The 25,189-nt window shown below is 68.0% G+C and carries 12 protein-coding genes; 9 read left to right on the top strand and 3 right to left on the bottom strand.

Annotated features, from left to right (window positions below):
• Positions 1 to 187 precede the first annotated feature (187 nt).
• Positions 188 to 1,033, top strand: a complete 846-nt coding sequence (locus HUX88_RS13890) for a transposase (protein ID WP_176362163.1) — start codon at positions 188 to 190, stop codon at positions 1,031 to 1,033.
• 57 nt (positions 1,034 to 1,090) lie between these two features.
• Here HUX88_RS13890 and HUX88_RS13885 read toward each other — a convergent pair whose 3' ends face one another.
• From HUX88_RS13885 to nudC, 3 genes are all read right to left on the bottom strand, one after another.
• Positions 1,091 to 2,383 (bottom strand): thioredoxin family protein, encoded by a 1,293-nt coding sequence (locus HUX88_RS13885; protein WP_176362142.1) that lies wholly within the window; start codon positions 2,381 to 2,383, stop codon positions 1,091 to 1,093.
• A 5-nt stretch (positions 2,384 to 2,388) separates the two neighbouring features.
• Positions 2,389 to 2,955: a GTP cyclohydrolase I FolE gene (gene folE / locus HUX88_RS13880; protein ID WP_117015343.1), complete on the bottom strand. Its 567-nt coding sequence runs from the start codon at positions 2,953 to 2,955 to the stop codon at positions 2,389 to 2,391.
• A gap of 61 nt (positions 2,956 to 3,016) precedes the next feature.
• On the bottom strand, positions 3,017 to 3,835 hold the full coding sequence (gene nudC / locus HUX88_RS13875) for an NAD(+) diphosphatase (protein ID WP_176362141.1): 819 nt from the start codon (positions 3,833 to 3,835) through the stop codon (positions 3,017 to 3,019).
• Between the two features lie 208 nt (positions 3,836 to 4,043).
• On the opposite strand from nudC, the gene HUX88_RS13870 reads away from it, so the two are divergent.
• The 8 genes from HUX88_RS13870 to HUX88_RS13835 all read left to right on the top strand — a co-directional run bounded on the left by HUX88_RS13870 (position 4,044) and on the right by HUX88_RS13835 (position 25,185).
• On the top strand, positions 4,044 to 13,943 hold the full coding sequence (locus tag HUX88_RS13870; RefSeq protein ID WP_176362140.1) for a hypothetical protein: 9,900 nt from the start codon (positions 4,044 to 4,046) through the stop codon (positions 13,941 to 13,943).
• 321 nt (positions 13,944 to 14,264) lie between these two features.
• On the top strand, positions 14,265 to 17,462 hold the full coding sequence (locus HUX88_RS13865) for a methyltransferase domain-containing protein (RefSeq protein ID WP_176362139.1): 3,198 nt from the start codon (positions 14,265 to 14,267) through the stop codon (positions 17,460 to 17,462).
• Between the two features lie 27 nt (positions 17,463 to 17,489).
• Positions 17,490 to 18,380 (top strand): glycosyltransferase, encoded by an 891-nt coding sequence (locus tag HUX88_RS13860; RefSeq protein WP_176362138.1) that lies wholly within the window; start codon positions 17,490 to 17,492, stop codon positions 18,378 to 18,380.
• A complete protein-coding gene (locus HUX88_RS13855; RefSeq protein WP_117015348.1) occupies positions 18,377 to 18,802 on the top strand; it encodes an FdtA/QdtA family cupin domain-containing protein in 426 nt (141 codons plus the stop codon). The genes HUX88_RS13860 and HUX88_RS13855 overlap by 4 nt, the downstream gene beginning before the upstream one ends.
• Before the next feature lie 8 nt (positions 18,803 to 18,810).
• Positions 18,811 to 19,917 (top strand): DegT/DnrJ/EryC1/StrS aminotransferase family protein, encoded by a 1,107-nt coding sequence (locus HUX88_RS13850; protein ID WP_176362137.1) that lies wholly within the window; start codon positions 18,811 to 18,813, stop codon positions 19,915 to 19,917.
• Positions 19,918 to 19,950: 33 nt separating this feature from the next.
• Positions 19,951 to 20,709 carry an acyltransferase gene (locus tag HUX88_RS13845; RefSeq protein WP_161089733.1) on the top strand — a complete coding sequence of 253 codons (759 nt, stop codon included), beginning with the start codon at positions 19,951 to 19,953 and terminating at the stop codon, positions 20,707 to 20,709.
• Entirely contained in the window at positions 20,706 to 22,004 is a 1,299-nt protein-coding gene (locus HUX88_RS13840; protein WP_176362136.1) for an MBL fold metallo-hydrolase, read from the top strand. Before HUX88_RS13845 ends, HUX88_RS13840 begins: the two co-directional genes overlap by 4 nt.
• A gap of 10 nt (positions 22,005 to 22,014) precedes the next feature.
• Positions 22,015 to 25,185 carry a methyltransferase domain-containing protein gene (locus HUX88_RS13835; protein WP_176362135.1) on the top strand — a complete coding sequence of 1,057 codons (3,171 nt, stop codon included), beginning with the start codon at positions 22,015 to 22,017 and terminating at the stop codon, positions 25,183 to 25,185.
• Positions 25,186 to 25,189: the final 4 nt, after the last annotated feature.

The raw sequence follows: 25,189 nt of genomic DNA, 5'->3' as shown, positions 1-25,189 counted from the left end.
GGTACGCTCAATATACGAAGTCTGACATTCGGACACGAGCTCTGCTGAAGATTGTTGGGGTCAAGTCTGATTGTTGGGGTCAAGTCTGGCATTCGGACACGGGCTCTTCCGTATATGGCGGCCGGGACTGTGACGACTTCTGCGTTGCATCAGCGCCGTGCCGGCGCGCAGCGGCTACATTGTGGCGATGGCCCGTCCACTCAGACTCGAATTCCCCGGTGCGCTTTATCACGTCACTTGCCGCGGCAACCGGCGTGAGCGCATCTTTCGCGATCGCAGCGATCGCCTGGCTTGGCTCGCGGAAATCGAACGTGTATGCGAGCGTTTTCATTTCGTCGTCCACGCGTTTTGCCAGATGGCGAACCACTATCACGTGCTGATCGAAACGCCCGAAGGCAATCTCGGACGAGGCATGCGCCAGTTGAACAGCGCGTATTCGCAGTACTACAACCGCCGCCACGAATTGGTCGGCCACGTCATGCAGGGCCGATATCACGCCATCCTGGTGCAAAAGGAGAGCTACCTGCGCGAACTGGCGCGCTACATCGTTCTGAATCCTGTGCGTGCCGGCATGGCGTGCGCGCCCGGGGACTGGGAGTGGAGCAGCTATCGCGCGATGACCGGCGAGGCACCGGCGGCCGCGTGGCTGGCGACCAATTGGCTGCTGGCCTGCTTCGGCCAGGATCAGATGGCGGCGCGGCTTGCCTATCACCAGTTCGTCATGGCCGGCATGCATGCGGACAGCCCACTCAAGCAGGTGCGCTTCCGGTGCATATTGGGTGATGCCGGGTTCATCGCCCAGCACCGCGAATCGGCGAAGGAATCCAGGTCGGTGGAAATCGCGCGGGTGCAGCGGCGCGCGCTGGCGATGTTGCTTGACGAGTACGCGTTGCAGTACACGCGCGACGTCGCGATGGCGGAAGCCTACCGCTCCACCGCGTTTTCGATGCGGCAAATCGCCGAGCACTTCGGCGTCTCGGTCAAAACGGTGAGCCGCGCCGTCGCCGCGCTGGAACGCCGGTATAACGGCTGAGCTCGTGTCCGAATGTCAGACTTGACCCCACCTTACGGCAGAGTTCGTGTCCGAATGTCAGACTTGACCCCAATTGAGTTTTTGCAGCTGGGCCTGGTTGCGCTGGTGATGGGCGTCGGCGCCGGCTTGGGCGATGTCGGCGCGCAGGGCTTCGCGGGCTTGCTCGATGCGGGCGCTGTCCTGCGGCGCCAGTTCCAATAAACTGCTCAGGTAGGTGACGCCCCATTGCAGACGCGTCGCCGGTCCCACCGCCGCTTGCCAGGCTTTGCCGTACCACTCCAGCACCGCCGCCGTATCGCCACGCCGCTTGGCGCTGGAGGCCAGGCTCAGCATGAAGTAGTACGGTGAATGCGAACGCGGCAATTCGGCCAGCAGCACTTGCTCGGCCTGCGCCGACAGGCCGGCGTCGTTCAAGGCGCTCACCGCCGTGTTGACCAGCGTGTGCCGTTCGTACGGATCGGTCGACTCAGCCAGCGCTTGCTCCACCCGCTCACGAACACGCTCCTGCAAGCCTTGTGACGGCGCCAGCAGGCGGCCCAGGCGCATCTGCAGGCGCACCGCCATCAGGCGGTCCGGCGCGCCGAGCCAGAAGTCGTCGGCCCATTGCGCGGCAACCGCGCCCAGCGCGGCCACCAGTTCCTCGCGCCGCGTGGCGAACTTGATCAGGTTGATGCCGCTGTTGGCCAGGATGTCCATGTTGGCGCGCGCCAGCCGCGCGTCGGCGAACACCTTCAGCAACAGCGCGGCGTTGGCTTCGGCGTCGATGTCCTTGCCGGCCGTGGCCAGTTGCGCGTGCAGTTGCAGGCGCGCGCCGGCGTCGGCGTCGTCGCAGGCGCGCACCAGCGCCAGCAGGGTCGGCGCCAGCGCGCGCGTGCCCAGCAGGCGGCCTTCGTCGGTGTCCCAGGAATAATGGCTCAGCAGCGACCACTCGCCGGCGCTGAGCTTGCGCTCGCCGGACAGGGCCGCCGCCAGCGCGCTCGATGCGCTCGAGCCGGCCGCGTGCACGGCCAGCGCGTTGTCGAAGGCGGACGTGAACAGTTCGCCGTCCAGCTCGCACGGCAGGCGCGTGATTTCGCTGCCGTCCGGCGCGTACAGCACCAGCGTCGGATAGCTGCGCAGGCCGTGGCGCGCGCCCAGCGCCTGCGCGCCGGGGCTGTCGCCGTCAAGCTGGCAGCAAACCACCGCCGCCGAACGCTCGATGAACTCGTCGCGCGCGAAGATCTCGGACTTGACCCGGTTGCAGGGCGGGCACCAGACCGCGCCCCAGTACAGGAACAACGGCCGCTGCCGCGCGGCCGCCAGTGCGAAGGCGGCGTCGAGGCCGCCGTGCTGCCATGCGATCGCCGCCATGCCGCTTAGGACTCGCGCGCCAGCGCCAGGAATTCGGTGCGCATCGCCAGGTTGGGCTGCAGCTCGCCGAGCATGGCGGAGGTGACCGTCTCTTCGCCCGGCGTGCGGATGCCACGGCTTTCCATGCACAGGTGGCGGCACTTGACCACCACGCCGACCGCCTTCGGTTCCAGCACTTCCATCAGCGCGTTGGCGATCTGCATGGTCATGCGTTCCTGCACCTGCAGGCGCTTGGCGAAGCAGTCCACCAGCCGGGTCAGCTTGGACAGGCCGACGATCTTGCCGTTCGGGACGTAGCCGACCGTGGCCTTGCCGAAGAACGGCGCCAGGTGGTGTTCGCAGTGGCTGTAGACCGGGATGCCGCGCACGACGATCAGCTCGTTGTACTGCTCGGCGCCGTCTTCGAACGCTTTCAGCAGCTCGACCGGGTCCTGGGCGTAGCCGGAGGTCCAGTGTTTCCATGCTTTGGAGACGCGGGCCGGGGTTTCCAGCAGGCCCGGACGGTCGGGATCTTCACCGAAACTGGCGATCAGACGACGCCAGTCGCCTTCCGAAAATTCTTTTTGAGACATGATGAAACACCTTTTTTTTACGATTGCCGACAGTATATAGAAATCCGCGGCAGGCTACCGGCTAGCGCTGCGGCCGGTGGGCATTCAGCAACTCGGCGGCGATCGACACCGTGACCGTCATGTCCGGCCATTCGTCGCCTGCGCCGAACCAGCGGGCGTCGGCGATTTCGTTCTGGTCGACGCGGATCTCGCCGTCCAGGTACTCGGCGGTGTAGGCGATCATCAGCGAATGCGGGAACGGCCACGACTGGCTGCCGAAGTATTTCAGATTGTGCACGCGCAGCCCGACCTCCTCGTACACCTCGCGGTGCACCGCCTCCTCGATCGACTCGCCGGCCTCCAGGAAGCCGGCCAGCGCGGTGTAGCGCTTGTACGGGGCGTTGGCGTGCATGGCCAGCAGCACCTGGTCGCCCTTGCGCACCAGCACCATCATGGCCGGCGAGATGCGCGGATAGGCGCTCATGCCGCAGCTCGGGCACTTGTAGCAGCGCTCGCCTTCGAGCTGGCGCATCGGCGTGGCGCAGACGCCGCAGTAGCGGTGGGTGCGCGCCCATTCGGCCAGCTGGCTGGCGCGCGCGGCCAGCGCCACGAAGCCCTCGTCGACGATGCCGAACAGCGAGCGCAGGCCGTGGTAGCCGTATTCCGGCCCCGGCAGTTGCGGCTGGTCGACCCACGCCAGCTGGTAGTAGCGGCCCTCCCACAGGCCCAGCGCGTGGAAGCGCTCGGCCGGCAGGTTCAGCGCCGCCACCGTCTCGCGGTCGGGCAGGCCGAGGATTTCGTTGCGCAAAAGCAACTCTCCACGGTGGAACACGAAAGTTAATGGATCGTCATGGTCCTGGGGGCGGATCAGCGGGGTAAATGTGGCGGGAGTCAGCAACATGGCAGGAGGGCTCGGGTTGTATCGCAAGCCACGATCTTACAGTGTTTCCTAAATGCTTACTTTGACCGTGAGAATTGATGACAATTCGATGACCGAAAACGCGCTAAGTCATTGTTTTCAGGCCAAGATTTGAACTACTTTTCGCCCTTTGCTTACTCTATGACATCGTTTGGCGGTACTATATATTTCCGTAAGGAGACTATTTCACATGCCATCACTCGTACCTGGTTTAACGACCGACCAAATCGCCAGCCTGCAGACCAATCAGATCGCTTTACTGACGACTGCGGATATCGTGCTGCTTTCCACTTTGCAGATGACCGCGTGGAGCACCGATCAGTTGGCCGCGTTCGGCACCAGCCAGTTACGGGCGCTGTCCACCCAGAACCTGCAGACGCTCACCACGCAGCAGCTGGGCTACGGCTTCACCACCAAACAGATCGCGGCGCTGACCACCGGCCAGATCGTCAGCCTGAGCACCAACCAGCTGGTCAACGGCCTCACCACCGACCAGTTCGCCGCGCTGGCGACCCTGCAGCTGGCCGCGATGGGCACGCAGCAGCTGTCCATCGTCGGCACCGCCGACATCGCCGCGCTGCGCAGCGCCCAGCTGGTGTCGCTCAACACCGCGCAGGTGCGCGCGCTCGGCACCGACCAGATCGTCGCGCTGAGCAGCAGCCAGGCCGCCGCGCTGCAGACCCGCCAGATCGCCGCCCTCTCCAGCAACCAGCTGGCCAGCGTCGACACCGACGACATCGCCGCGCTCGGCACACAGCAGCTGCTCGCGCTGGGCACCGGCCTGCTGGGCGCGCTGACCACGGCGCAGATGGCCGCGCTGCGCACCGCGCAAAGCAGCAACCTGTCGACCCAGCAGATCGGCGCCCTCGGCAGCGACCAGTTGGCCGCGCTCGGCACCGACGGCTTCGCCGCGCTGAAGACTTCGCAGATCGCCGCGCTGACCACCAAGCAATTCGCCGCCCTCAGCACCGACCAGATCGTCGCGCTGACCACCGCTCAGACCGCCGCGCTGACCACGCTGCAGCTGGCTCAGATGTCCAGCACCCAGCTGGCCGCGATGGAAACCCAGGACTTCGCCGCGCTCAAGAGCCAGCAACTGAACGCGCTGAACACCCTCAGCACCGCCGTGCTGAGCACCGACCAGATCGCCGCGCTGACCACGGCCCAGATCGCCGCACTGCGCAGCGGCCAGCTGCGCGGCCTGTCCACCGACCAGATCGTCGCGCTCACCACGGCCCAGGTGGCCGCGCTGGGCACGGCGCAGATCATCGTGCTGAGCTCGGACCAGGTGGCGGCCATCGAAACCCGCGACCTGGCCGCGATGAAGACCGCGCAGGTGGCGGCCTTCACCACCGCCCAGATCAACGCGCTCGGCACCGGCCAAATCGCCGGCCTGGGCACCGCGCAGGCGGCCGGCCTGGCCACGCAGCAGCTGGCCGCGCTGAGCACCACCCTGCTGGCCGCGATGGAAACCCAGGACCTGGCCGCGCTGCGCACGCAGCAGATCGCCGCCGTGTCCACCAGCGGCGTGGCCGCGCTGGGCACCGACCAGATCGCCGCGTTGACCTCGCTGCAAATGGGCGCGTTGAGGACCGCGCAAGTGGCCGCGCTCGGCACCGACCAGATCGCCGTGCTGAGCACCGCCCAGATCGGCGGCCTGGCCTCGCAGCAGGTGGCCGCGCTGTCGACCACGCAACTGGGCGCGCTGGGCACCGCCAACCTGGCCGCGCTCAAGACGCAACAGCTGGCCGCCATGGGCACCAGCCTGATCGCCGCGCTCAGCACCGACCAGGTCGCCGCGCTGAAGACCGCGCAAGCCAACGCCCTGAGCTCGCTGCAACTGTCGGCGCTGAGCAGCGACCAGCTCGCCGCATTGAACACGCAGGACCTGGCCGCGCTGCGCACCCAGCAGCTGGCGGGCCTGAGCACCAATAACATCCACAGCCTGAGCACCGACCAGGTCGCCGCGCTGACCACCGCGCAGGTGGCGGCCCTGGGCACCCAGCAGACCGGCGCGCTCAGCACCGACCAGATCGTCAGCCTGACCACGGCCCAAGCCGGCGCGCTGACCACCCGCCAGCTCGCCGCGCTCGGCACCGGCCAACTGGCCGCGATGGAAACGCGCGACCTGGCCGCGCTCAAGACGGCCCAGCTGGCCGCGCTGGGCAGCGCCCAGATCGGGGCGCTCACCACCGACCAGGTTGTCGGCCTGGGCTCGCAGCAGGTGGCCTCGCTGGCCACCCAGCAGATCGCCGCGCTCACCTCCGACCAGGTGGCCGCGATGGAAACGCAGGACCTGGTGGCGCTGAAATCGCAGCAGGCCGCCGCGCTGGGCAGCAACGCCGTGGCCGCGCTGACCACGGCGCAGTTCGCCGCGCTGTCCAGCATCCAGCTGAGCAACTTCACCACCGCCCAGATCGCCGCGCTGACCACCGACCAGATCGTCGCGCTGACCACCGCGCAGGCCGCCGCGCTGAGCACGCGCGAGATCGCCGCGCTGTCGACCAACCAGCTCAACGCGCTGGAGACGCAGGACTTCGCCGCCCTCAAGACCGCGCAGATCATCGCCCTGACCACGGCCCAGGTGGCCGCGCTGGGCACCGACCTGATCGTCGCCCTGAACACCGCCCAGGCCGGCGCACTGACGCCGGGCCAGCTCAACGCGCTGAGCACCGACCAGCTCAACGCCATGGAAACCCAGGACTTCGCCGCGCTGCAGACCAGCCAGCTGCTGGGCCTGGGCACCAAGGCCATCGCCCTGCTGACCGTGGGCCAGGTGGCCGCGCTGAAAACGGCGCAGATCACGCAGCTGACATCCGACCAGATCCGCGTGCTCAACTCGGCCCAGCTGGGCGCGCTGAACACCGCGCAAGTGAACGCCCTGAGCACCGCCCAGATCGGCTATCTGCTGACCGAGCAGGTGGCCGCGCTCACCACGGCCGACTGGGCCTCGCTGAAATCGAGCCAGCTCAACGCGCTGAGCTCGAACCAGCTGGCCGCCGTCACCACCGACCAGATCGTCGCGCTGACCTCGCTGCAAGCGGGCGCGCTGGCCACCCAGCAAGTGGCGCAGCTGTCGACCGACCAGGTCGTCGCGCTGGAAACGGCCGACCTGGCCGCGCTCAAGACGCAGCAGGTCGTGGCCCTGGCCACGTCCGACGTGGCCGCCATCACCACCGCCCAGCTGCAGGCGCTCAAGACCCAGCAGCTGGCCGCGTTGACCAGCAAGCAGCTGGCCGCGCTGAGCACCGACCAGATCGCCGCGCTCTCCACCGCCCAGGCGAGCAACCTGGGCAGCCAGCAAATCGCCGTGCTGTCGAGCGACCAGTTGCTGGCCATCGCCACCGACGACCTGGCCGCGCTGAAGACGGCGCAACTGGCCGCGCTGGGCAGCAACCAGATCAGCCTGCTGAGCAGCGACCAGATCGTCGCGCTGACCACCGCGCAAGTCGGCAGCCTGAGCACGCGCCAGCTGCTGTCGCTGGGCAGCAGCCAGATCGTCGCGATGGAAACGCGCGACCTGGCCGCGCTGAAGACCGCGCAGATCGCCGGCCTCGGCACCGACAACCTGAACGCGCTGACCGCGTCGCAGGTGCAAGCGCTGACCACGGCCCAGCTGGCCGCGCTGGGCAGCGCCCAACTGGCCGCGTTCGCCACGGCGCAGATCGCCAACCTGGGCACCGCGCAGGTGACCGGACTGGCCACGGCGCAAGTCGCCCTGCTCAGCAGCGACCAGATGGTGGCGCTGGGCACGCAAGGCCTGTCGCTGATGAAGACGGCGCAGATCGCCGCGCTCAAGACCGCGCAGATCGCCGCCCTCAACAGCGACCAGCTGGCCGCGCTCACCACCGCCCAAGTCAGCAACCTGACCACGCAGCAGATCGCCGCCCTCGGCAGCGACCAGCTGAACGCGCTGGAAAGCCAGGACTTCGCCGCGCTCAAGACGGCGCAGTTCGCCGCGCTGGGCACCGACGTCATCGCCAGCCTCAGCACCGCGCAAGCGGCCGCGCTGACCACCACGCAGGTATCGAGCCTGAGCTCGCGCCAATTGGCCGCGCTGGGCACCGCGCAGTTGCAGGTGTTCTCCACCGCCGACATCGCCGCGCTGCGCACGCTGCAGATCCTGGCGCTGACCACCGACCAGCTCGAAGCACTGGGCAGCGACCAGTTCCGCGCCCTGAGCATCACGCAAATGGCGGCCCTGAGCAGCGCCCAGTTCCAGGCGCTGACCAGCGACCAGATCGTCGCGCTGAGCACGCAGCAGGCCGCCAACCTCGGCACGGCCCAGGTGCGCGCGCTGTCCGCCACCCAGCTGGCCGCGCTGGAGACCCAGGACCTGGCCGCCTTCAAGACGCTGCAAGTGGCGGCCCTGAGCACCGGCCAGTTCATCCTGTTGAACAGCGACCAGATCGCCGGCCTGACCGCCATCCAGGTGTCCGGCCTGACCTCGCAGCAACTGACGGCGATGACCACCGGCCAGGTGCAGGCGCTGGAAACGCAAGACCTGGCCGCGCTGCGCACCGCGCAGCTGCAATCGCTAAGCACTGACCAGCTCGACGCCATCGGCACCGACCAGTTGCAGGCGATGACGGCGGCCCAGCTGTCCTCGCTGAGCACGGCGCAATTCCTCGGCCTGCAGACCGCGCAGATCGCCGCCCTGACCACGCTGCAAGTGGGAGCGCTGGCCACCGGCCAGATCGCCACCCTGAGCGCCGGCCAGCTAGCCGCGCTCAACACCGACGAGATCGCCGCGCTGAAGACCGCGCAGATCAACGCGCTGCGCACCGCCCAGGTCACGCTGCTGAGCACCGACCAGATCATGGCGCTGACCAGCAACCAGGTCGGCGCGATGTCGACCGCCCAGCTGTCCTCGCTGTCGTCCGACCAGATCGGCGCGCTGAGCACGGCCGACTTCGCCGTGCTGACGGCAGCCCAGCTGAGCGCGCTCGGCATGCTGAACAACCTGAGCACCGACCAGATCCAGGCGCTGACGCCGGCGCAGATCGGCGGCCTCACCACCGACCAGATCGCCGCGCTGGGCACCAACCAGATCGTCGCGCTGACCACCAAGCAGATCGGCAGCCTGAGCACGGCCGGCGTCGGCGTATTGAGCAGCGACCAGCTGCGCGCGCTGGAACTGGAAGACCTGGCCGCGATGAAGACCGCGCAACTGGCGGCATTGCAGACCGCGCAGATCCAGCAGCTCACCACCGACCAGGTGCAGGCGCTGACCACGGCGCAGGCGTCCAGCCTGGCCACCGCGCAGGTGCAGGCGCTGACCACCGACCAGGTGCAGGCGCTGAGCACCGACGAGATCCTGGCGCTGAAGACCGCGCAGATCGCCTCGCTCAGCAGCGACCAGATCGCCGCGCTGGCGCTGGCCCAGGTGCAGAGCCTGGGCGGCACGCAGTTGAACGCCCTGGGCAGCGCGCAGATCCAGTCGCTGAGCTCGGACCAGATCGTTGAATTGACCACGCAGCAATTCGTCGCCATGGGCACGGCGCAGGTGGCCGCGCTGTCCACGCAGCAAGTGGCCGTGATCGAGACCGAAGACCTGGCCGCGCTGAAGACCGCGCAGATCGCCGCGCTGAGCACCAGCCAGATGCAGGCGCTGGCGGCCGACCGCATCGCCGCACTGACCACCGCGCAGGCGCAGGCGCTGACCACCAGCCAGCTGCTGTCGCTGGGCTCGGCGCAAATCCAGGCCCTGGGCAGCGACGACCTGAACGCATTGAAGGCCGCGCAGATCGCCGCCCTGGGCAGCGACCAGCTCAACGTCCTGATCGCCGACCAGCTGCAAAACCTGGGCTCGGCGCAACTGAACGCGCTGGGCACGGCGCAGTTCCGCGCCCTCAGCACCGACCAGATCATCGCGCTGACCACGCAGCAATACGCACAGCTGGGCACGTCCCAACTGGCCGCGCTCAGCTCCGACCAGCTGGCCGCGATCGAGCTGCCCGACCTGGCCGCGCTGCTGAGCAACCAGATCCTGGCCCTGAGCACCTTGCAGATCTCGCAACTGGACCTGGCCCACGTCGGCGCGCTGACCACCGCGCAGGCGGCCGCCCTGAGCAGCAACCAGCTGGTGACGCTGTCGACCGACCAGTTGCAGGCGCTCGGCACCGACGACCTGCAAGCGCTGAAGACCGCGCAAGTGCAGGCGCTGACCACCAGCCAGCTGGTCTCGCTGACGATGGACCAGCTGCAAAACCTGACCACAGCGCAGATGGACGCGCTGACCTCGGCCCAGGCCGCCGCGCTGACCACCGCGCAGATCGCCGCGCTGACCACGCTGCAAGTGGACAACCTGGCGACCCGCCAGCTGAACGCGCTGAGCAGCGACCAGATCGCCGCCATCAGCACCGACAACTTCGCCACGCTGTCGAGCACGCAGATCGGCGCGCTCAACGCCAGCCAGTTCGGCGCCATCACCACCGACCAGATGGTCGGCCTGAGCAGCCTGCAGGTGGCCGCGCTGAGCACCGCGCAAGTGGCCGCCCTCAGCAGCGACCAGCTGGACGCGCTGGAGACCGCCGACTTCGTCGCGCTGGGCTCGGCGCAGATCGCCGTCATCGGCAGCGCCAACATCGCCGCCCTGACCACCGACCTGGTCGGTGTGCTGACCACGGCGCAGATCGCCGGCCTGGCCAGCGGCCAGATCGCCGCCCTCAGCACCGACCACATCCAGGCGCTCGGCACGGCCCAGGTCGGCACGCTGAGCACGCTGCAGATCGGCGGCCTGAGCACCAACCAGATCGCCGCGCTCAGCACCAAGGACTTTGTGGCGCTGCGCAGCAACCAGCTGGCCGCGTTCAGCACTGCCCAGTTCGCCGCACTGACCAGCGACCAGCTCAACGCCCTGTCCAGCAGCGCCTTCACCGGCCTGACCACGCAGGAAATCACCGCACTGACGTCGGCGCAATTCGGCCAGCTGAGCACCGCGCAAGTGGCCGCGCTGACCTCGGTGCAGGCGCCGGCGCTGAGCACCGACCAGCTGACCGCGCTGGGAACCGACCAGTTCGCCGCGCTGGGCACCAGCGCCGTCAACCACCTGCTGGCCGCGCAGTTCGCCGCGCTCGCCACCGACCAGATCGTCGCGCTGAGCACCGCGCAAGTGCGCGCACTGAACAGCGTGCAGCTGACCGCGCTCACCAGCAACCAGGTGGCCGCGCTGGAAACGGCCGACCTCGCCGCGCTGACCACCGCCCAGGTCGTCCTGCTGGGCAGCGACCAGCTGCAGGCGCTGTTGACCGACCAGTTCGCCACTTTGGGCACCGCGCAGGTCGCGGCGCTCACCACCGACCAGGTCGCCAGCGGCCTGGGCACCGACCAGATCGCCGCGCTGACCACCGCGCAAGCCAGCTCGCTGGCCACGCGCCAGGTGGCGGCCCTCACCACGGCCCAGGTCGCCGCGCTGGAAACAGCCGACCTGTCGTCCTTCGGCACGCGCCAGATCGTGGCGCTGGGCAGCGACCAGGTCGCCGCGCTGGGCAGCGACCAGCTCAACGCGCTGACCACGGCCGAGCTGGCCGCGCTGACCACCAGCCAGATCAACAACGGCCTCAGCACGACCCAGCTGGCCGCGCTGGACAGCGCCCACATCGCCGCGCTGGGCACGGCGCAGCTGGCCTACGGCCTGGGCAGCGACGCCATCGCCGCCCTGACCACCGACCAGATCGGCGCGCTGCGCACCGCGCAGACCGTCGCGCTGGGCACCGCCCAGGTGCAGGCGCTGACCACCGACCAGATCGTCGCGCTGAGCACCGCGCAGGCGTCCACGCTGTCCACGCAACAGGTCGCCGCGCTGACCTCCGCCCAGATCGCCGCGCTGGAAACGGTGGACCTGAACGCGATGAGCACGCGCCAGGTCGCCGCCTTCACCACCGCCCAGGTCAGCGAGCTCAACAGCGCTCAGCTGAACGCCCTGAGCCTGGCGCAGCTGGCCGCCTTCAGCACCAGCCAGCTGGCCTACGGCCTGCAGACCGGCCAGGTGACCGCGCTCGACACCGACCACATCGCCGCATTGAGCACCGCGCAGCTGGCGTACGGCCTGAGCCTCGACAACCTGCTGGTGCTGGGCAGCGACCAGATCCGCGCACTGAAGACCGCGCAGATCGCCGCGCTGACCACCGACCAGGCCAGCAACCTCTCCACCGACCAGATCGCCGCGCTGTCCACGGCCCAGGTCAGCGGCCTGTCCACCGCGCAGATGCCGACGCTGAGCGCCGTCCAGCTGGCCGCGCTGGGCACCGCGCAGGTGGCCGCGCTCGACACGCAGGACGTCGCCGCATTGACCGCCAGCCAGTTCACCGGTCTGTCCACCGACCAGACCGTCGCGTTGACGACGGCGCAGATCCACGGCCTGAAAACCGCACAGATCGCCGCCATCGACGTGCCGCAGGTGAACGTCCTCAGCACCGACCAGATCGCTTCGCTGAGCACCGCGCAAGCCGCCGCGCTGAGCATCAACGCCGTGACCGCGCTGTCGACCAACCAGATCGGCGCGCTGCAGACGGCCGACGTCGCCGCGCTGGGCACGCTGCAAGTGTCCAGCCTGGCCGCCGGCCAGCTGGCCGGCCTGAACACCGCGCAGATGCAAGCCCTGACCAGCCTGCAACTGGGCGCGATGACGGCCGACCAGATGTTCGCGCTGAGCACCAGCCAGATCGCCGCGCTGCGCACCGCGCAGATCGGCTACCTGAACACCACGCAACTGGCCGCGCTGTCCAACACGCAGGTCCAGGCGCTGACCACGGCGCAAGTCGCCAGCATCAAGCTCAGCCAGATCACCGCGCTGACGGTGGACCAGATGGCCGCGTTCAGCACCGACCAGCTGCAGGCGGTGACCACCTCGCAGCTGCAGACGCTGAGCTCGACCCAGCTCAACGCGCTGACCGGCACCCAGGCCGCCGCGCTGACCACCGCGCAGATGGCGGCGCTGAAGAACGCCCAGATCGCCGCGCTGACGGTGGACCAGATCAACGCCTTCACCACCACGCAGCTGGGCGCCTGGAGCACCAGCCAGCTCGGCTCGCTGACGGCCACGCAGATCGGCTACCTGTCGACCGCGCAGATCGCCGGCCTGACCAACGCCCAGGTAGCCGGCCTGAAGACCAGCCAGCTGATCGTCTTCACCACCGACCAGATCGCCGCGTTCACGGCGGCGCAGGTGCCGTCGCTCACCACGGCCGGGCTGACCGCGCTCAGCGTCACCCAGGCCAACGCCTTCACCGGCGGCCAGGTGCTGGCGATGTCGGTCACACAGACCATGGCGCTGAACGCCTCGTCGACCAACTACGCCACGCCGCTGGTGCTGGACCTGGACGGCAACGGCGTGCAAACGCTGGGCATCACGGCCGGGGTGCAATTCGACATCCGCGCCGAAGGCAAGGCCGTGCACACCGGCTGGGTCGACGCCCACGACGGCCTGCTGGCCCTGGACCGCAACGGCGACGGCATCATCAACGACGGTGGCGAACTGTTCGGCAGCGCCACCAGGCTGGCCGATGGCAGCACGGCGGCCGACGGCTACGCCGCGCTGAAGTCGCTCGACAGCAACGGCGACGGCCAGATCACCAGCGCCGACAGCGCCTTCGGCGCGCTGCGGGTGTGGGTGGATGGCAACTCCGACGGCATCAGCCAGGCCCGCGAGTTGAAGACGCTGGACCAGCTGGGCATCGCCGCCATCAGCACCAGCGCCGGCCACGCGCTGACGCAACAAAACGGCAACGTGGTCGGCCTGACATCGAGCTACACCGGCACCGACGGCAGCAGCCACGCCAGCGCCGACGTCTGGTTCCTGGCGCAGACGACCGCGGCCACGACAGCGGCCACGTTGCAACAGCAAGTGAGCGGCCTGAGCAACGCAATGGCCGCCTACGCCAGCGACGCTCCTGCGGCGCCGGCGCCACAAGCGGCGTTGTGCAAGACCGACACGGCGGCGGTCGATAGCAACGCACAAGCGATGGCCGACGCGCTGCAGCACTACCGCAGCCGTCAAGCGCTGGCGGGCGCCGCCGCCGCGCTGAGCAAGCAACCCGACGACCAGCAACACAACACCGGCAACTGGTTCAGCGTCCCCAACCGCTAACCCCCCGTGGGGTCAAGTCTGGCATTCGGACACGACCTCTGCCGTCACATTGGGGTCAAGTCTGACATTCGGACACGAGCACAACCGTAGCGCCCGCTACGGTTGTGCTCGTGTCCGAATGTCAGACTTGACCCCACGCCGTTACTGTCGGGCTCGTGTCCGATTGCCAGACTTGACCCCAAGTTGATTGTTACTCCTGCCTATACGTTGAGCAGGTGGCGTTTTACAGTCTTGCTCCTGAGCCAAAAGTTGCCCCTCATCCAGCGACAAAAAGGTATGATAGTGCGTACCTTTTATGGCTCATCCCATCCTACGCCCGCTATGACCGCTCAAGTACCTGCCGCTCCCATCGATACCAGCCCGTTGGGCACCGTTATGGCACTGGCCGTCAAGGGCGCGCTGTCCATCGGCGATCTGTTCGGCGCCGCCGCCGTGTTGCAGGAAAGCGGACAACTGCCCGCCGCCATCGCCCTCTACCGCGCCTGGATCGACCACACGCCGTCGCCGCTGCTCTACGCCGCCTGCTTCAACCTGGCCGTGGTGCTGTCCAACGCCGGCGACGACCCCGGCGCCGAGGCCGTGCTGCGCAAGGCCATCAGCCAGAACCCCGGCTTCGTCGAGGCCCGCCTCAACCTGGGCACGCTGCTCGAACGCACCGGCCGCCCGGACGACGCGCTGGCCATGTGGAAGACCATCCTCAGCGATGAAGTACAGCCGGACATCAAGACCAATCCGACCCTGTACGTGCAAACCCTGAACAACCTCGGCCGCCTGCTGGAGATCCGCAAGCGCTACCCCGAGGCCGAGGCCATGCTGGCGCTGAGCCTGCGCGTCGATCCGCAACAGGCCAACGTCATGACCCACTGGGTCCACCTGCGCCAGAAGCAGTGCGAGTGGCCGGTCTACAGCGGCCTCGAACACATCTCGGTCGCGACCATGATGGAGGGCACCTCGGCGCTGGCCATGCTCAGCGCCTCGGCCGATCCGGCCCAGCAGCTGGCCGCCGCGCGCCGCTTCGTCAACGAGAAGGTCAACGCCGCCGTCGCGCCGCTGACCGGCCAGCACGGCTACGGCCACGGCCGCCTGCGCATCGGCTACCTGTCGTCGGACTTCTGCTCGCACGCGGTGTCCATCCTCACCGCCGAGCTGTACGAGCTGCACGACCGCAGCAAGTTCGAGGTCTACGCCTTCAGCTGGAGCCGCGAGGACGGTTCGCCGATCCGCGCCCGCGTGGTCAAGGCCATGGACCACTACATCCGCATCGACAAGCTGACCGACGAGCAGGCCGCCCGCACCATCCGCGCCCACGAGATCGACATCCTGGTCGACCTGCACGGCCTGACCCTGGGCGCGCGCCCGAACATCCTGGCCTACCGCCCGGCGCCGGCGCAGCTGACCTACCTCGGCTTCCCCGGCAGCACCGGCCTGCCCGGCGTCGACTACGTGATCGCCGATGAGTTCCTGATCACGCCGGAGATGACCAAGGACTTCACCGAGAAGCCGCTCTACCTGCCCGACACCTTCCAGATCAACGACCGCCAGCGCCTGATCGCGCCCAAGCCGACCCGCGCCAGCGTCAACCTGCCGGAGGACGCCTTCGTCTTCTGCTCGTTCAACAACAACTTCAAGTTCACGCCCGACCTGTTCACGGTGTGGATGAACATCCTGCGCCGCGTGCCCAACAGTGTGCTGTGGCTGGTGGCCGACTATCCGGAAGTGCGCGAGAACCTGTACCGCTACGCCGAGGAGGCCGGCATCGACCGCAACCGCCTGATCTTCAACAGCCGCGCGGTGCCGGCCGAGTACCTGGCGCGCTACCAGCTGGCCGACCTGTTCCTCGACACCTTCCCGTTCAACGCCGGCACCACCGCCAGCGACGCGCTGTGGGCCGGCCTGCCGCTGCTGACCTGCGCCGGCCAGACCTTCTCGTCGCGCATGGCCGGCAGCCTGCTGCGCGCGGTCGACCTGCCGCAGCTGATCACCTACAACTTCGCCGACTACGAGGAAAAGGCGGTGGCGCTGGCCAACGATCCGGCCCGCATCGCCTCGATGAAGCGCCAGCTGGCCGCCAACCGCCTGACCTGCCCGCTGTTCGACAGCCCGCGCTTCGTGCGCAACCTGGAGGCGGCATTGCAGAAGGTCGCCAAGCCGGCCGCGCCGCGCCTGGCCGCGCCGGAACACGCGGTGCGTCCGCAGGAACCGTCGCAGGCCGCCGAGCCGGTACGCATCGCCGACATCCCCATCGTCACCGTGTCCTACAATGCACCGGACCTGATCGAGGCGCTGCTGCGCACCCTGCGCCAGTTCTACGGCAACCGCGTGTACGTGATCGACGGCTCCAACCCGGACGTGGCCGAGAAAATCCGCGCCATCACCGACGGCCACGACAACGTCGAATTCATCCCGTTCGGCTACAACATCCACCACGGCCCCGGCATGGCGTGGGCGCTCAACCACCTGGGCCTGTCGGGCGAGGTGCTGTTCCTCGACTCCGACGTCGAGATCCTCAAGCCCGGCTTCCTGGAATCGCTGCACAGCCAGCTGCGCCCGGAGATGTACGGCGTCGGCAACGTCCAGCACGTCAACGAGCTGGGCCACAGCCGCGGGGCCGACGGCATCCCCTACCTGCACCCGGCCTGCATGCTGGTGAACGCCGAGGTGATGCGCCAGTGGCCGCTGCCGATCAAGCACGGCGCGCCGATGCTGCCGGCCATGCTGGCCATGCATCGCGCCGGCCAGGGCGCGCTGCTGCACGCGGTCGACTGGGTGCGCGACGATTTCGCCCGCGAGCCGACCCGCACCTACATCAAGCACGACTGGCAGGGCACGGTGATCCGCACCGGCGGCTACCACTACGACCTGCCCAGCGCCACCAGCGAGGTCAACACCGACCTGCTGCAGTTCGTGCCGCCGGCCGCCGTCAAGGTGGTCGAGCTGGGCTGCGGCGACGGCGCCTTCGCCAAGGCCTACCGCGTGCGCAACCCGCTGGCCAACTACACCGGCATCGAAGCCGATCCGGCGCCGGCCCAGGCCGCCCGCCCGCATTGCGACTTCGTGTTCAACCTCGACATCGAGCACGCCGGCGCCGACCTGTGGGACCACGTGCGCGGCGCCGACTGCTGGGTCATCGACGAGACGCTGGAGACGCTCAACGATCCATGGACCGTGCTGCAGAAGATCCGCACCAGCATCGCGCCGGGCGGCAAGATCGTCGCCACCCTGCGCAACTTCCAGCACTGGAGCATCCAGGCGCGCCTGAACGCCGGCGACATGCGCTACGGCCCCGGCGGCATCGAAAAATCGCGCAAGCGCATCTTCACCCGCGGCGCCATGCTGGAACTGTTCCAGCAGGCCGGCTTCCAGATCGCCGGCGGCAGCGCCCGCATCATCGACGAGCCGGCCCGCGAGAAATACCTGCCCGCCATCCGCCTGATGGCCGGCGCCAGCGGCCTCGACCCCGTGGTGGCGGTGGAGGACGCGCTGCCGTGGCAATACATCGTGATGGCGGTCGCCGCTTAACCGCCTCAGCCAGGAGCCAGACAATTTATGAGTTTGCCATTAGTTAGCATCGTTATTCCGTCCTACAAACCCGCCCACTTCGAGGCGTGCCTGAAGTCGGCGCTGGGACAGAGCTACCCCAACATCGAGATCATGGTCAGCGACAATTGCCCGACCGAGGCGATCAAGGAGATCTGCGCCCGCTACACCGGCCACCTGATCTACCAGCGCAATTCCGCGCTGCGCGAGCAGAACGTGCTGACCGCGCTGTTCGGCGCCAAGGGCCAGCTGATCAAGCCGCTGTTCGACGACGACGTGCTGCACCCGTTCTGCGTCGAGCGCATGGTGGCCACGATGAACATGGACCCGGCCATCCAGCTTGTGTTCTCGTCGTCGCAGGTGATCAACGTCGACAACGAGCGCACCGAGCTGCGCCGCCCCTACCAGGCCAGCGGCAGCATGGACGCGCGCGACATGCAGCGCAGCATGGTGCTGGGCATGCGCAACTTCATCGGAGAGTTCACCTCCATCATGTTCCGCCGCGAGCGCCTGTGGGAAGTGGGCCGCCACCTGTTCCGCTACCACAACCACGACTGCACGCTGGGCCTGGCCGACGTCGCCACCTACTTCAACCTGGCGCGCGACGGCAAGGTGTTCTACATCGACGAGGAGCTGTCCTACTTCCGCCACGACCAGCGGCTGGAATCGAACAGCAACATCAACAGCAACCCCAACTTCGGCTACTGCTTCTCCGACTACATCGACCTGCTGATCGAATCGTGCGACATCGGCATGGTCGCGCCGGAGGAGCTGGCGGCGATGCAGCCGACCGTGGACGACGTGGCCGCGCGCCTGAGCGGCGTGTTCCCGATGGTGGCGCGCTCGCAGCAGCGCTACCACCAGGTGCTGGCGGCGCAACGCGAAGGAGCGGCATCATGATGGACCAATGCAGGCTGATCGACCTGCCGCCGCACCACGACGTGCGCGGCAACCTGTCGGTGATCGAGGGCGGCGTGCACATCCCGTTCGACATCAAGCGCGTGTACTACCTGTACGACGTGCCGGGCGGCTCGGCGCGCGCCGGCCACGGCCACTTCGAGCTGCAGCAGCTGTTCGTCGCCATGTCGGGCAGCTTCGACGTGATCGTCGACGACGGCTACGAGCGCAAGAAGTTCCAGCTCAACCGCTCCTACTACGGCCTGTACGTGCCCGGCATGATGTGGCGCGAGGTCGAGAACTTCTCCTCGGGCGCGGTGTGCGTGGTGCTGGCCTCCACGCTGTACGACCCCAAGGACTACTACCACGACTACGACGAGTTCGTGGCCGCGGCACACCAACAACCCAAGCGACAACCTAAGTGAGTCTTGCCATGAGCGTTCCCTTCCTCGACCTGAAAGCCATCAACCTGTCGCAAGCCGACGAGCTGGAAGCCGCGTTCAAGCGCGTGCTGCACTCCGGCTGGTACATCCTGGGCGGCGAGACCAGCGCCTTCGAGGCCAGCTTCGCGGCCTACTGCAAGAGCAAGCACGGCATCGGCGTGGCCAACGGCCTGGACGCGATCTTCATGATCCTCAAGGCCTACGGCATCGGCCCCGGCGACGAGGTGATCGTGCCGTCCAACACCTTCATCGCCACCTGGCTGGCGGTCAGCGACTGCGGCGCCACGCCGGTGCCGGTCGAGCCCACCGCCGACGGCTTCAACATCGACCCGGCCCGCGTCGAGGCGGCCATCACGCCGCGCACCAAGGCCATCATGCCGGTCCACCTGTACGGCCAGACCGCTGACATGGACCCATTGCTCGCGCTGGCCGCCAAGCACGGCCTGAAGGTGATCGAGGACGCGGCCCAGGCCCACGGCGCGCTGTACCGCGGCCGCGTGGCCGGCCAGCTGGGCGACGCGGCCGCGTTCAGCTTCTACCCGGGCAAGAACCTGGGCGCATTGGGCGACGGCGGCGCCGTCACCACCAGCGACGACGAGCTGGCCGACAAGATCCGCACCCTGCGCAACTACGGCTCCAAGGTCAAGTACTACAACGAGGTGCCGGGCTATAACTCGCGCCTGGACGAGGTGCAGTCGGCGCTGCTGAGCGTCAAGCTGCCCAAGCTGGACGGCGACAACGCCAAGCGCCGCGCCATCGCCGCCATCTACCAGCGCGAGCTGGCCGGCATCCCCGGCCTGGCGCTGCCGCAGGTGCCGGAATGGGCCGAGCCGGTGTGGCACGTCTACGTGGTGCGCCACGCCCAGCGCGACGCGCTGGCCAAGGCGCTGGCCGAACAGGGCATCGGCACCATCGTCCACTATCCGGTGCCGCCGCACCTGCAGCCGGCCTACGCCCACCTGGGCTACAAGCCGGGCGACTTCCCGCTGGCCGAGGCCATCCACAAGGAAGTGCTGAGCCTGCCGATGGGGCCGACCATGAGCGAGGCCGACGCGCTGGCCGTCTGCGCCGCCGTCCGCCAGGCGCTGTCCAAATAAGAAAACGCAAAACAACAACAGGAGGAGACCAGCATGATACATCCCAGCGCATCCGTTTCACCGCAAGCCATCCTGGGCGCCAATGTCAGCATCGGCGCGTTCACCATCGTCCATGAGAACGTGCACATCGGCGACAACACGGTGATCGACAGCTTCTGCGAAATCGGCTACCCCAGCCCGCTGGCCGAGGGCCTGCCGCTGGTGATCGGCGCCGATTCGCGCATCCGCTCGCACTCCATCCTGTACGCCGGCTCGACCTTCGGCGCGCGCTTCATCACCGGCCACCGCGTCACCGTGCGCGAGAAGACCACCGCCGGCCTCAACTTCCAGCTCGGCACGCTGAGCGACATCCAGGGCGACTGCAGCATCGGCGACTACGTGCGCTTCCACTCCAACGTCCACATCGGCAAGATGTCCAAGGTCGGCAACTTCGTCTGGATCTTCCCGTACGTGGTGCTGACCAACGACCCGCACCCGCCAAGCGACGTACTGCTCGGCTGCGAGATCGGCGACTACGCGGCGGTGGCCACCATGAGCGTGGTGCTGCCGGGCGTGAAGGTCGGCAGCGGCGCGCTGGTGGCCGCGCACAGCATGGTCGGGCGCGACGTGGCGCCGGACACGGTGGCCGGCGGCAGCCCGTCGAAGTACATCTGCGACACCAGCAAGATCAAGCTCAAGGACGGCACCGACCGCCCGGCCTACCCCTGGACCAGCCATTTCCGGCGCGGCTACCCGGCCGACGTCGTGGCCGGCTGGGACATTCCACCTTCCCCCCGTTCGGAATCGTTATGAACCAACAACTGCATCAGTTCCTCGAACAATACGGCGCCACCGACGGCGTGCTCTACCTGGGGCATGCCGGCCTGCTGGCCGTCATCGGCGGCAAGAAGATCCTGTTCGACCCCATCATCGAGTCGCAGCCCTACGGCGACTCCTGGGTGTTCTTCCCGCCGCAGCTGGACGACCCGGCGCTGTACGACGTCGACGCCGTGATCGTCTCGCACATCCACCAGGACCACTACGACCTGCCGTTCCTGCAGAAGCTCAAGCCGTCGGTCAAGGTCGCCATCGTCGGCCAGCGGCCGTCGTTCGAGGCCGACATCCAGGCCAACGCCGATCGTCCGATCACCATCATCGAGCCGGAGACGGTGACCGAGCTGCTGCCCGGCGTGATGGTGTACGGCGTCACGCACGACAGCAACGGCATCGACTCCTCGGTGATCGCCTACAACGACCGCTTCTGCATCTACCACGGCAACGACAACTACCTGAAGCCGGCCACGATGGCCAAGTTCACCACGGTCGGCGTCGACATCGACGTCGCCTGCATCCCGTACGCCTACATCCACTGGTATCCGTTCCTGATGGAGTACCCGCAGGACAAGCTGCACGAGAAGCGGATCGAGAGCGAGCGCCTGGTCAATATGTACCAGGACGACTGCCTGAACGTGATCGACATCCTCAAGCCGAAAGTGGTGATCCCGTTCGGCGCCAACCTGCTGATCGACGACGGCAATATGCACTCGGAGATCAACATGGCGGTACGCACGCCGGTGGAGTTCGCCGCCTACGCGCGTTCGCGCCGGCCGGAACTGGCCGAGGTGGTGCTGCCGATGCTGGCCGGCGACTACGCGGGCAAGCCGGACGGCGAACTGGCCGTCACCATGCAGCGCGTCTACACCGTTGAAGAATACCGCGACGCCGCCAACGATTTCCTGCGCTCGCGCCCGGCCAAGACGGTGCGGACCGACTGGCAGCAGGTCGACCTGGACGGCTTCCTGGCCGTGCTGCGCACCCGCCTGGAGGTGTGCGACACGCCGATCGACAACGTGCTGCAGTTCGAGCTGAACTACCTGGGCCAGCCCATCCTGGTCGAGATCGACTGCATGAACTACGTCCCCACCATCGTGCCGGCCTTCGCCACCGGGCGCAATGTGCACCGCTTCCGCCTGGACGAGATCTCGTCGGCGGAATGGCTCAACGGCAAGCGCTTCGAGGAGATCATCGGCATGCGCCGCTTCACGCTGCTGCGCGAACCGAACCTGTACCTGCCCGATGTGCTGAAAATCTTCAACACCGTTGTCTAGCGTGCAGCCCATGAACCTCGGCGCGACACCCCACACGCAATGGCTCAAGCAGGCGGCGCGCGGCAACATGACCATCCCGCAGCTGTTCGACGCCGCCGCCGCGCTGCAAAAGCAGGGCCAGCCGCAGCAGGCGATCGCGCTGTATCGCTGCTGGATCGAGCACGGCGCCCGCCAGCCGCTGTTGTACGCGGCCTGGTTCAACCTCGGCGCGCTGCTGGCCGCCGACTCCGACGACGCCGGCGCCGAGGCGGCCTACCGCAAGTGCATCGCATTGCAGCCGCGCTTTGTCGAGGGCCGGCTCAACCTCGGCACGCTGCTGGAACGCCAGGGCCAGCCGGAGGAAGCGCTGGCCATGTGGCGCACCATCCTCGGCCCGGCCGTCAAGCTGGACCAAAAAGCCCAGCGCACGCAATACCTGCAAACCCTGAACAACCTGGGCCGGCTGCTGGAGATCCAGAAGCAGTACCCGGAGGCCGAAGCCATGCTGGCGCAAAGCCTGACCGTGGAGCCGGACCAGCCGCACGTGATGACGCACTGGGTGCACCTGCGCCAGAAGCAGTGCCACTGGCCGACCTGGAGCGGCCTGCCGCACATCAGCCGCCGCCAGATGGAGGACGGCGCCTCGGCGCTGGCGATGCTCAGCCTGACCGACGACCCGGCGCTGCAAGCGGCGGCCGCCGCCCGCTTCGTGGCCGAGAAGCTCGACACCACGGTGCCGTCGCTGACCGGCCCCGCCGGACAGGGTTCCCGCTACGGCCATGAGCGGCTGCGGGTCGGCTACCTGTCGTCCGACCTGTGCTCGCACGCGGTGTCTATCCTCACCGCCGAGCTGTACGGCCTGCACGACCGCAGCAAGTTCGAGGTCTACGCCTTCAGCTGGAGCCGCGAGGACGGCTCGCCGCTGCGCGCGCGCGTGGTGGCCGGCATGGACCACTACATTCCGATTCACGCGCTGAGCGACGAGCAGGCCGCACGCCTGATCCGCGCCCACGAGATCGACATCCTGGTCGACCTGCACGGCCTGACCTCCGGCGCGCGCCCGCAGATCCTGGCCTGGCGCCCGGCGCCGGTGCAAATGACCTGGCTGGGCTTCCCCGGCAGCACCGGCCTGCCCGGCATCGACTACGTGATCGCCGACGAGTTCCTGATCACGCCGGAGATGACCAAGGACTTCACGGAAAAGCCGCTGTACCTGCCGGACACCTTCCAGATCAACGACCGCCAGCGCCTGATCGGCAACAAGCCGACCCGCGCCAGCGTCAAGCTGCCGGAGGACGCCTTCGTCTTCTGCTCGTTCAACAACAGCTACAAGCTCAAGCCCGAGCTGTTCGCGCACTGGATGAACATCCTGCGCCGCGTGCCGGGCAGCGTGCTGTGGCTGGTGGCCGACACGCCGCTGGTGGCCGAGAACCTCAAGCGTCACGCCGCCGAAGCCGGCATCGACGCCGAGCGCCTGATCTTCGCCGAACGCGCGCTGCCGGCCGACTACCTGGCGCGCTACCAGCTGGCCGACCTGTTCCTGGACACCTACCCGTTCAACGCCGGCACCACCGCCAGCGACGCCTTGTGGGCGGGCCTGCCGCTGCTGACCTGCGCCGGGCCGACCTTCGCCTCGCGCATGGCGGGCAGCCTGCTGCGCGCGGTGGACCTGCCGCAGCTGATCACCTACAACTTCACCGACTACGAAGAGAAAGCGGTGGCGCTGGCGCACGACCCGGCCGCCATCGCCGCCATGAAGCGCCAGCTGGCCGACAACCGCCTGAGCTGCGCGCTGTTCGACACGCCGCGCCTGGTGCGCAACCTGGAAGCGGCCATGCGGCGCGTGGCGCTGCCCGCAACCGCAGCCGACGCAACCCACACGACGAAAGCCCCCATGAATATCGACCAGATTCCGATGATCGCCGTGTCCTACAACGCGCCCGACCTGATCGCCTCGCTGCTGGGCACCTTCCGCCAGTTCTACCCGCACAACCCGGTCACCATCATCGACGGCTCCACGCCGGAGATCGCCGCGCAGATCGCGCCGATCGCCGCCCAATACCCGGGCGTGCGCTTCATCCCGTTCGGCTACAACATCCACCACGGCCCCGGCATGGCGTGGGCGATCGAGAATCTTGAATTGTCCGGCCGGGTGCTGTTCCTCGACTCCGACGTCGAGATCCTCAAGCGCGGCTTCCTCGAATCGCTGGCGGAGAACCTGGAGCCGCACATGTACGGCGTCGGCAACGTCACGCCGGTCAACGCCGACGGCCAGCCGCACGGCGAGGGCAGCATGCCCTACCTGCACCCGGCCTGCATGCTGACCAACATCGAGGTGGTGCGCCAGTGGCCGCTGCCGGTCAAGCACGGCGCGCCGATGCTGCCGCCGATGGTGGCGATGGCGCAGGCCGGCCAGAGCGAGCGCCTGATGCGCAACATCGCCTGGGTCAACAACGATTTCAGCGACCAGCCGGCGCAACGCATCTTCATCCGCCACGACTGGCAGGGCACGGTGCGCCGCACCGGCGGCTACCACTACGACAAGCCGGCCGCCAGCGTGCAAATCAACCAGCAGCTGCTGGACTTCGCGCCGGCCGCAGTCAAGGTGGTGCAGCTGGGCTGCGGCGACGGCGCCTTCGCCAAGGCCTACAAGCAGCGCCACCCGCTGTGCAACTACACCGGCATCGAGCGCGACGCCATCGCCGCCGAGCAGGCGCGCGCGCACTGCGATTTCGTCTACAGCCAGGACATCGAGAGCCCGGACCCGCAGCGCGAGCGCCAGGTGGCGCAGGCCGACCTGTGGGTGCTGGACGGCGCGCTGGAGCGCGTGCGCGATCCGCTGGCCGTGCTCAAGTCCATCCGCGCCGGCATGGCGCCGGGCGGCACGCTGGCGCTGTCGGTCCGCAACCTGCAGCACTGGAGCGTGCAGGTGCGCCTGAACATGGGCGACTTCCGCTACCGCGCCGACGGCGTCATGCAGCCGGACGAGCTGCACGGTTTCACGCGCGGCTCGCTGCTGGAGCTGCTGCAGCAGGCCGGCTTCCGCATGAGCGGCGGCGTGCCGGTGATCTTCAACGAGCCGGGCCGCGAGGCCTTCATGCCCATCCTGCGCCAGCTGGCCCAGGCCAGCGGCAGCGATCCCGAGCTGGCCGCGCAGGACGCGATGGCGCAACGCTACCTCATCACCGCCGTGCCGGCCTGACGCC

Origin of the sequence: Duganella sp. BJB1802, from assembly GCF_013369445.1 — a bacterium.
In the GTDB taxonomy this organism is placed as follows: Bacteria; Pseudomonadota; Gammaproteobacteria; order Burkholderiales; family Burkholderiaceae_D; genus Rugamonas; species Rugamonas vulcania_A.
The sequence above is the reverse complement of the archived record's forward strand: the minus strand, read 5'-3'. Positions and strand labels throughout refer to the sequence as shown.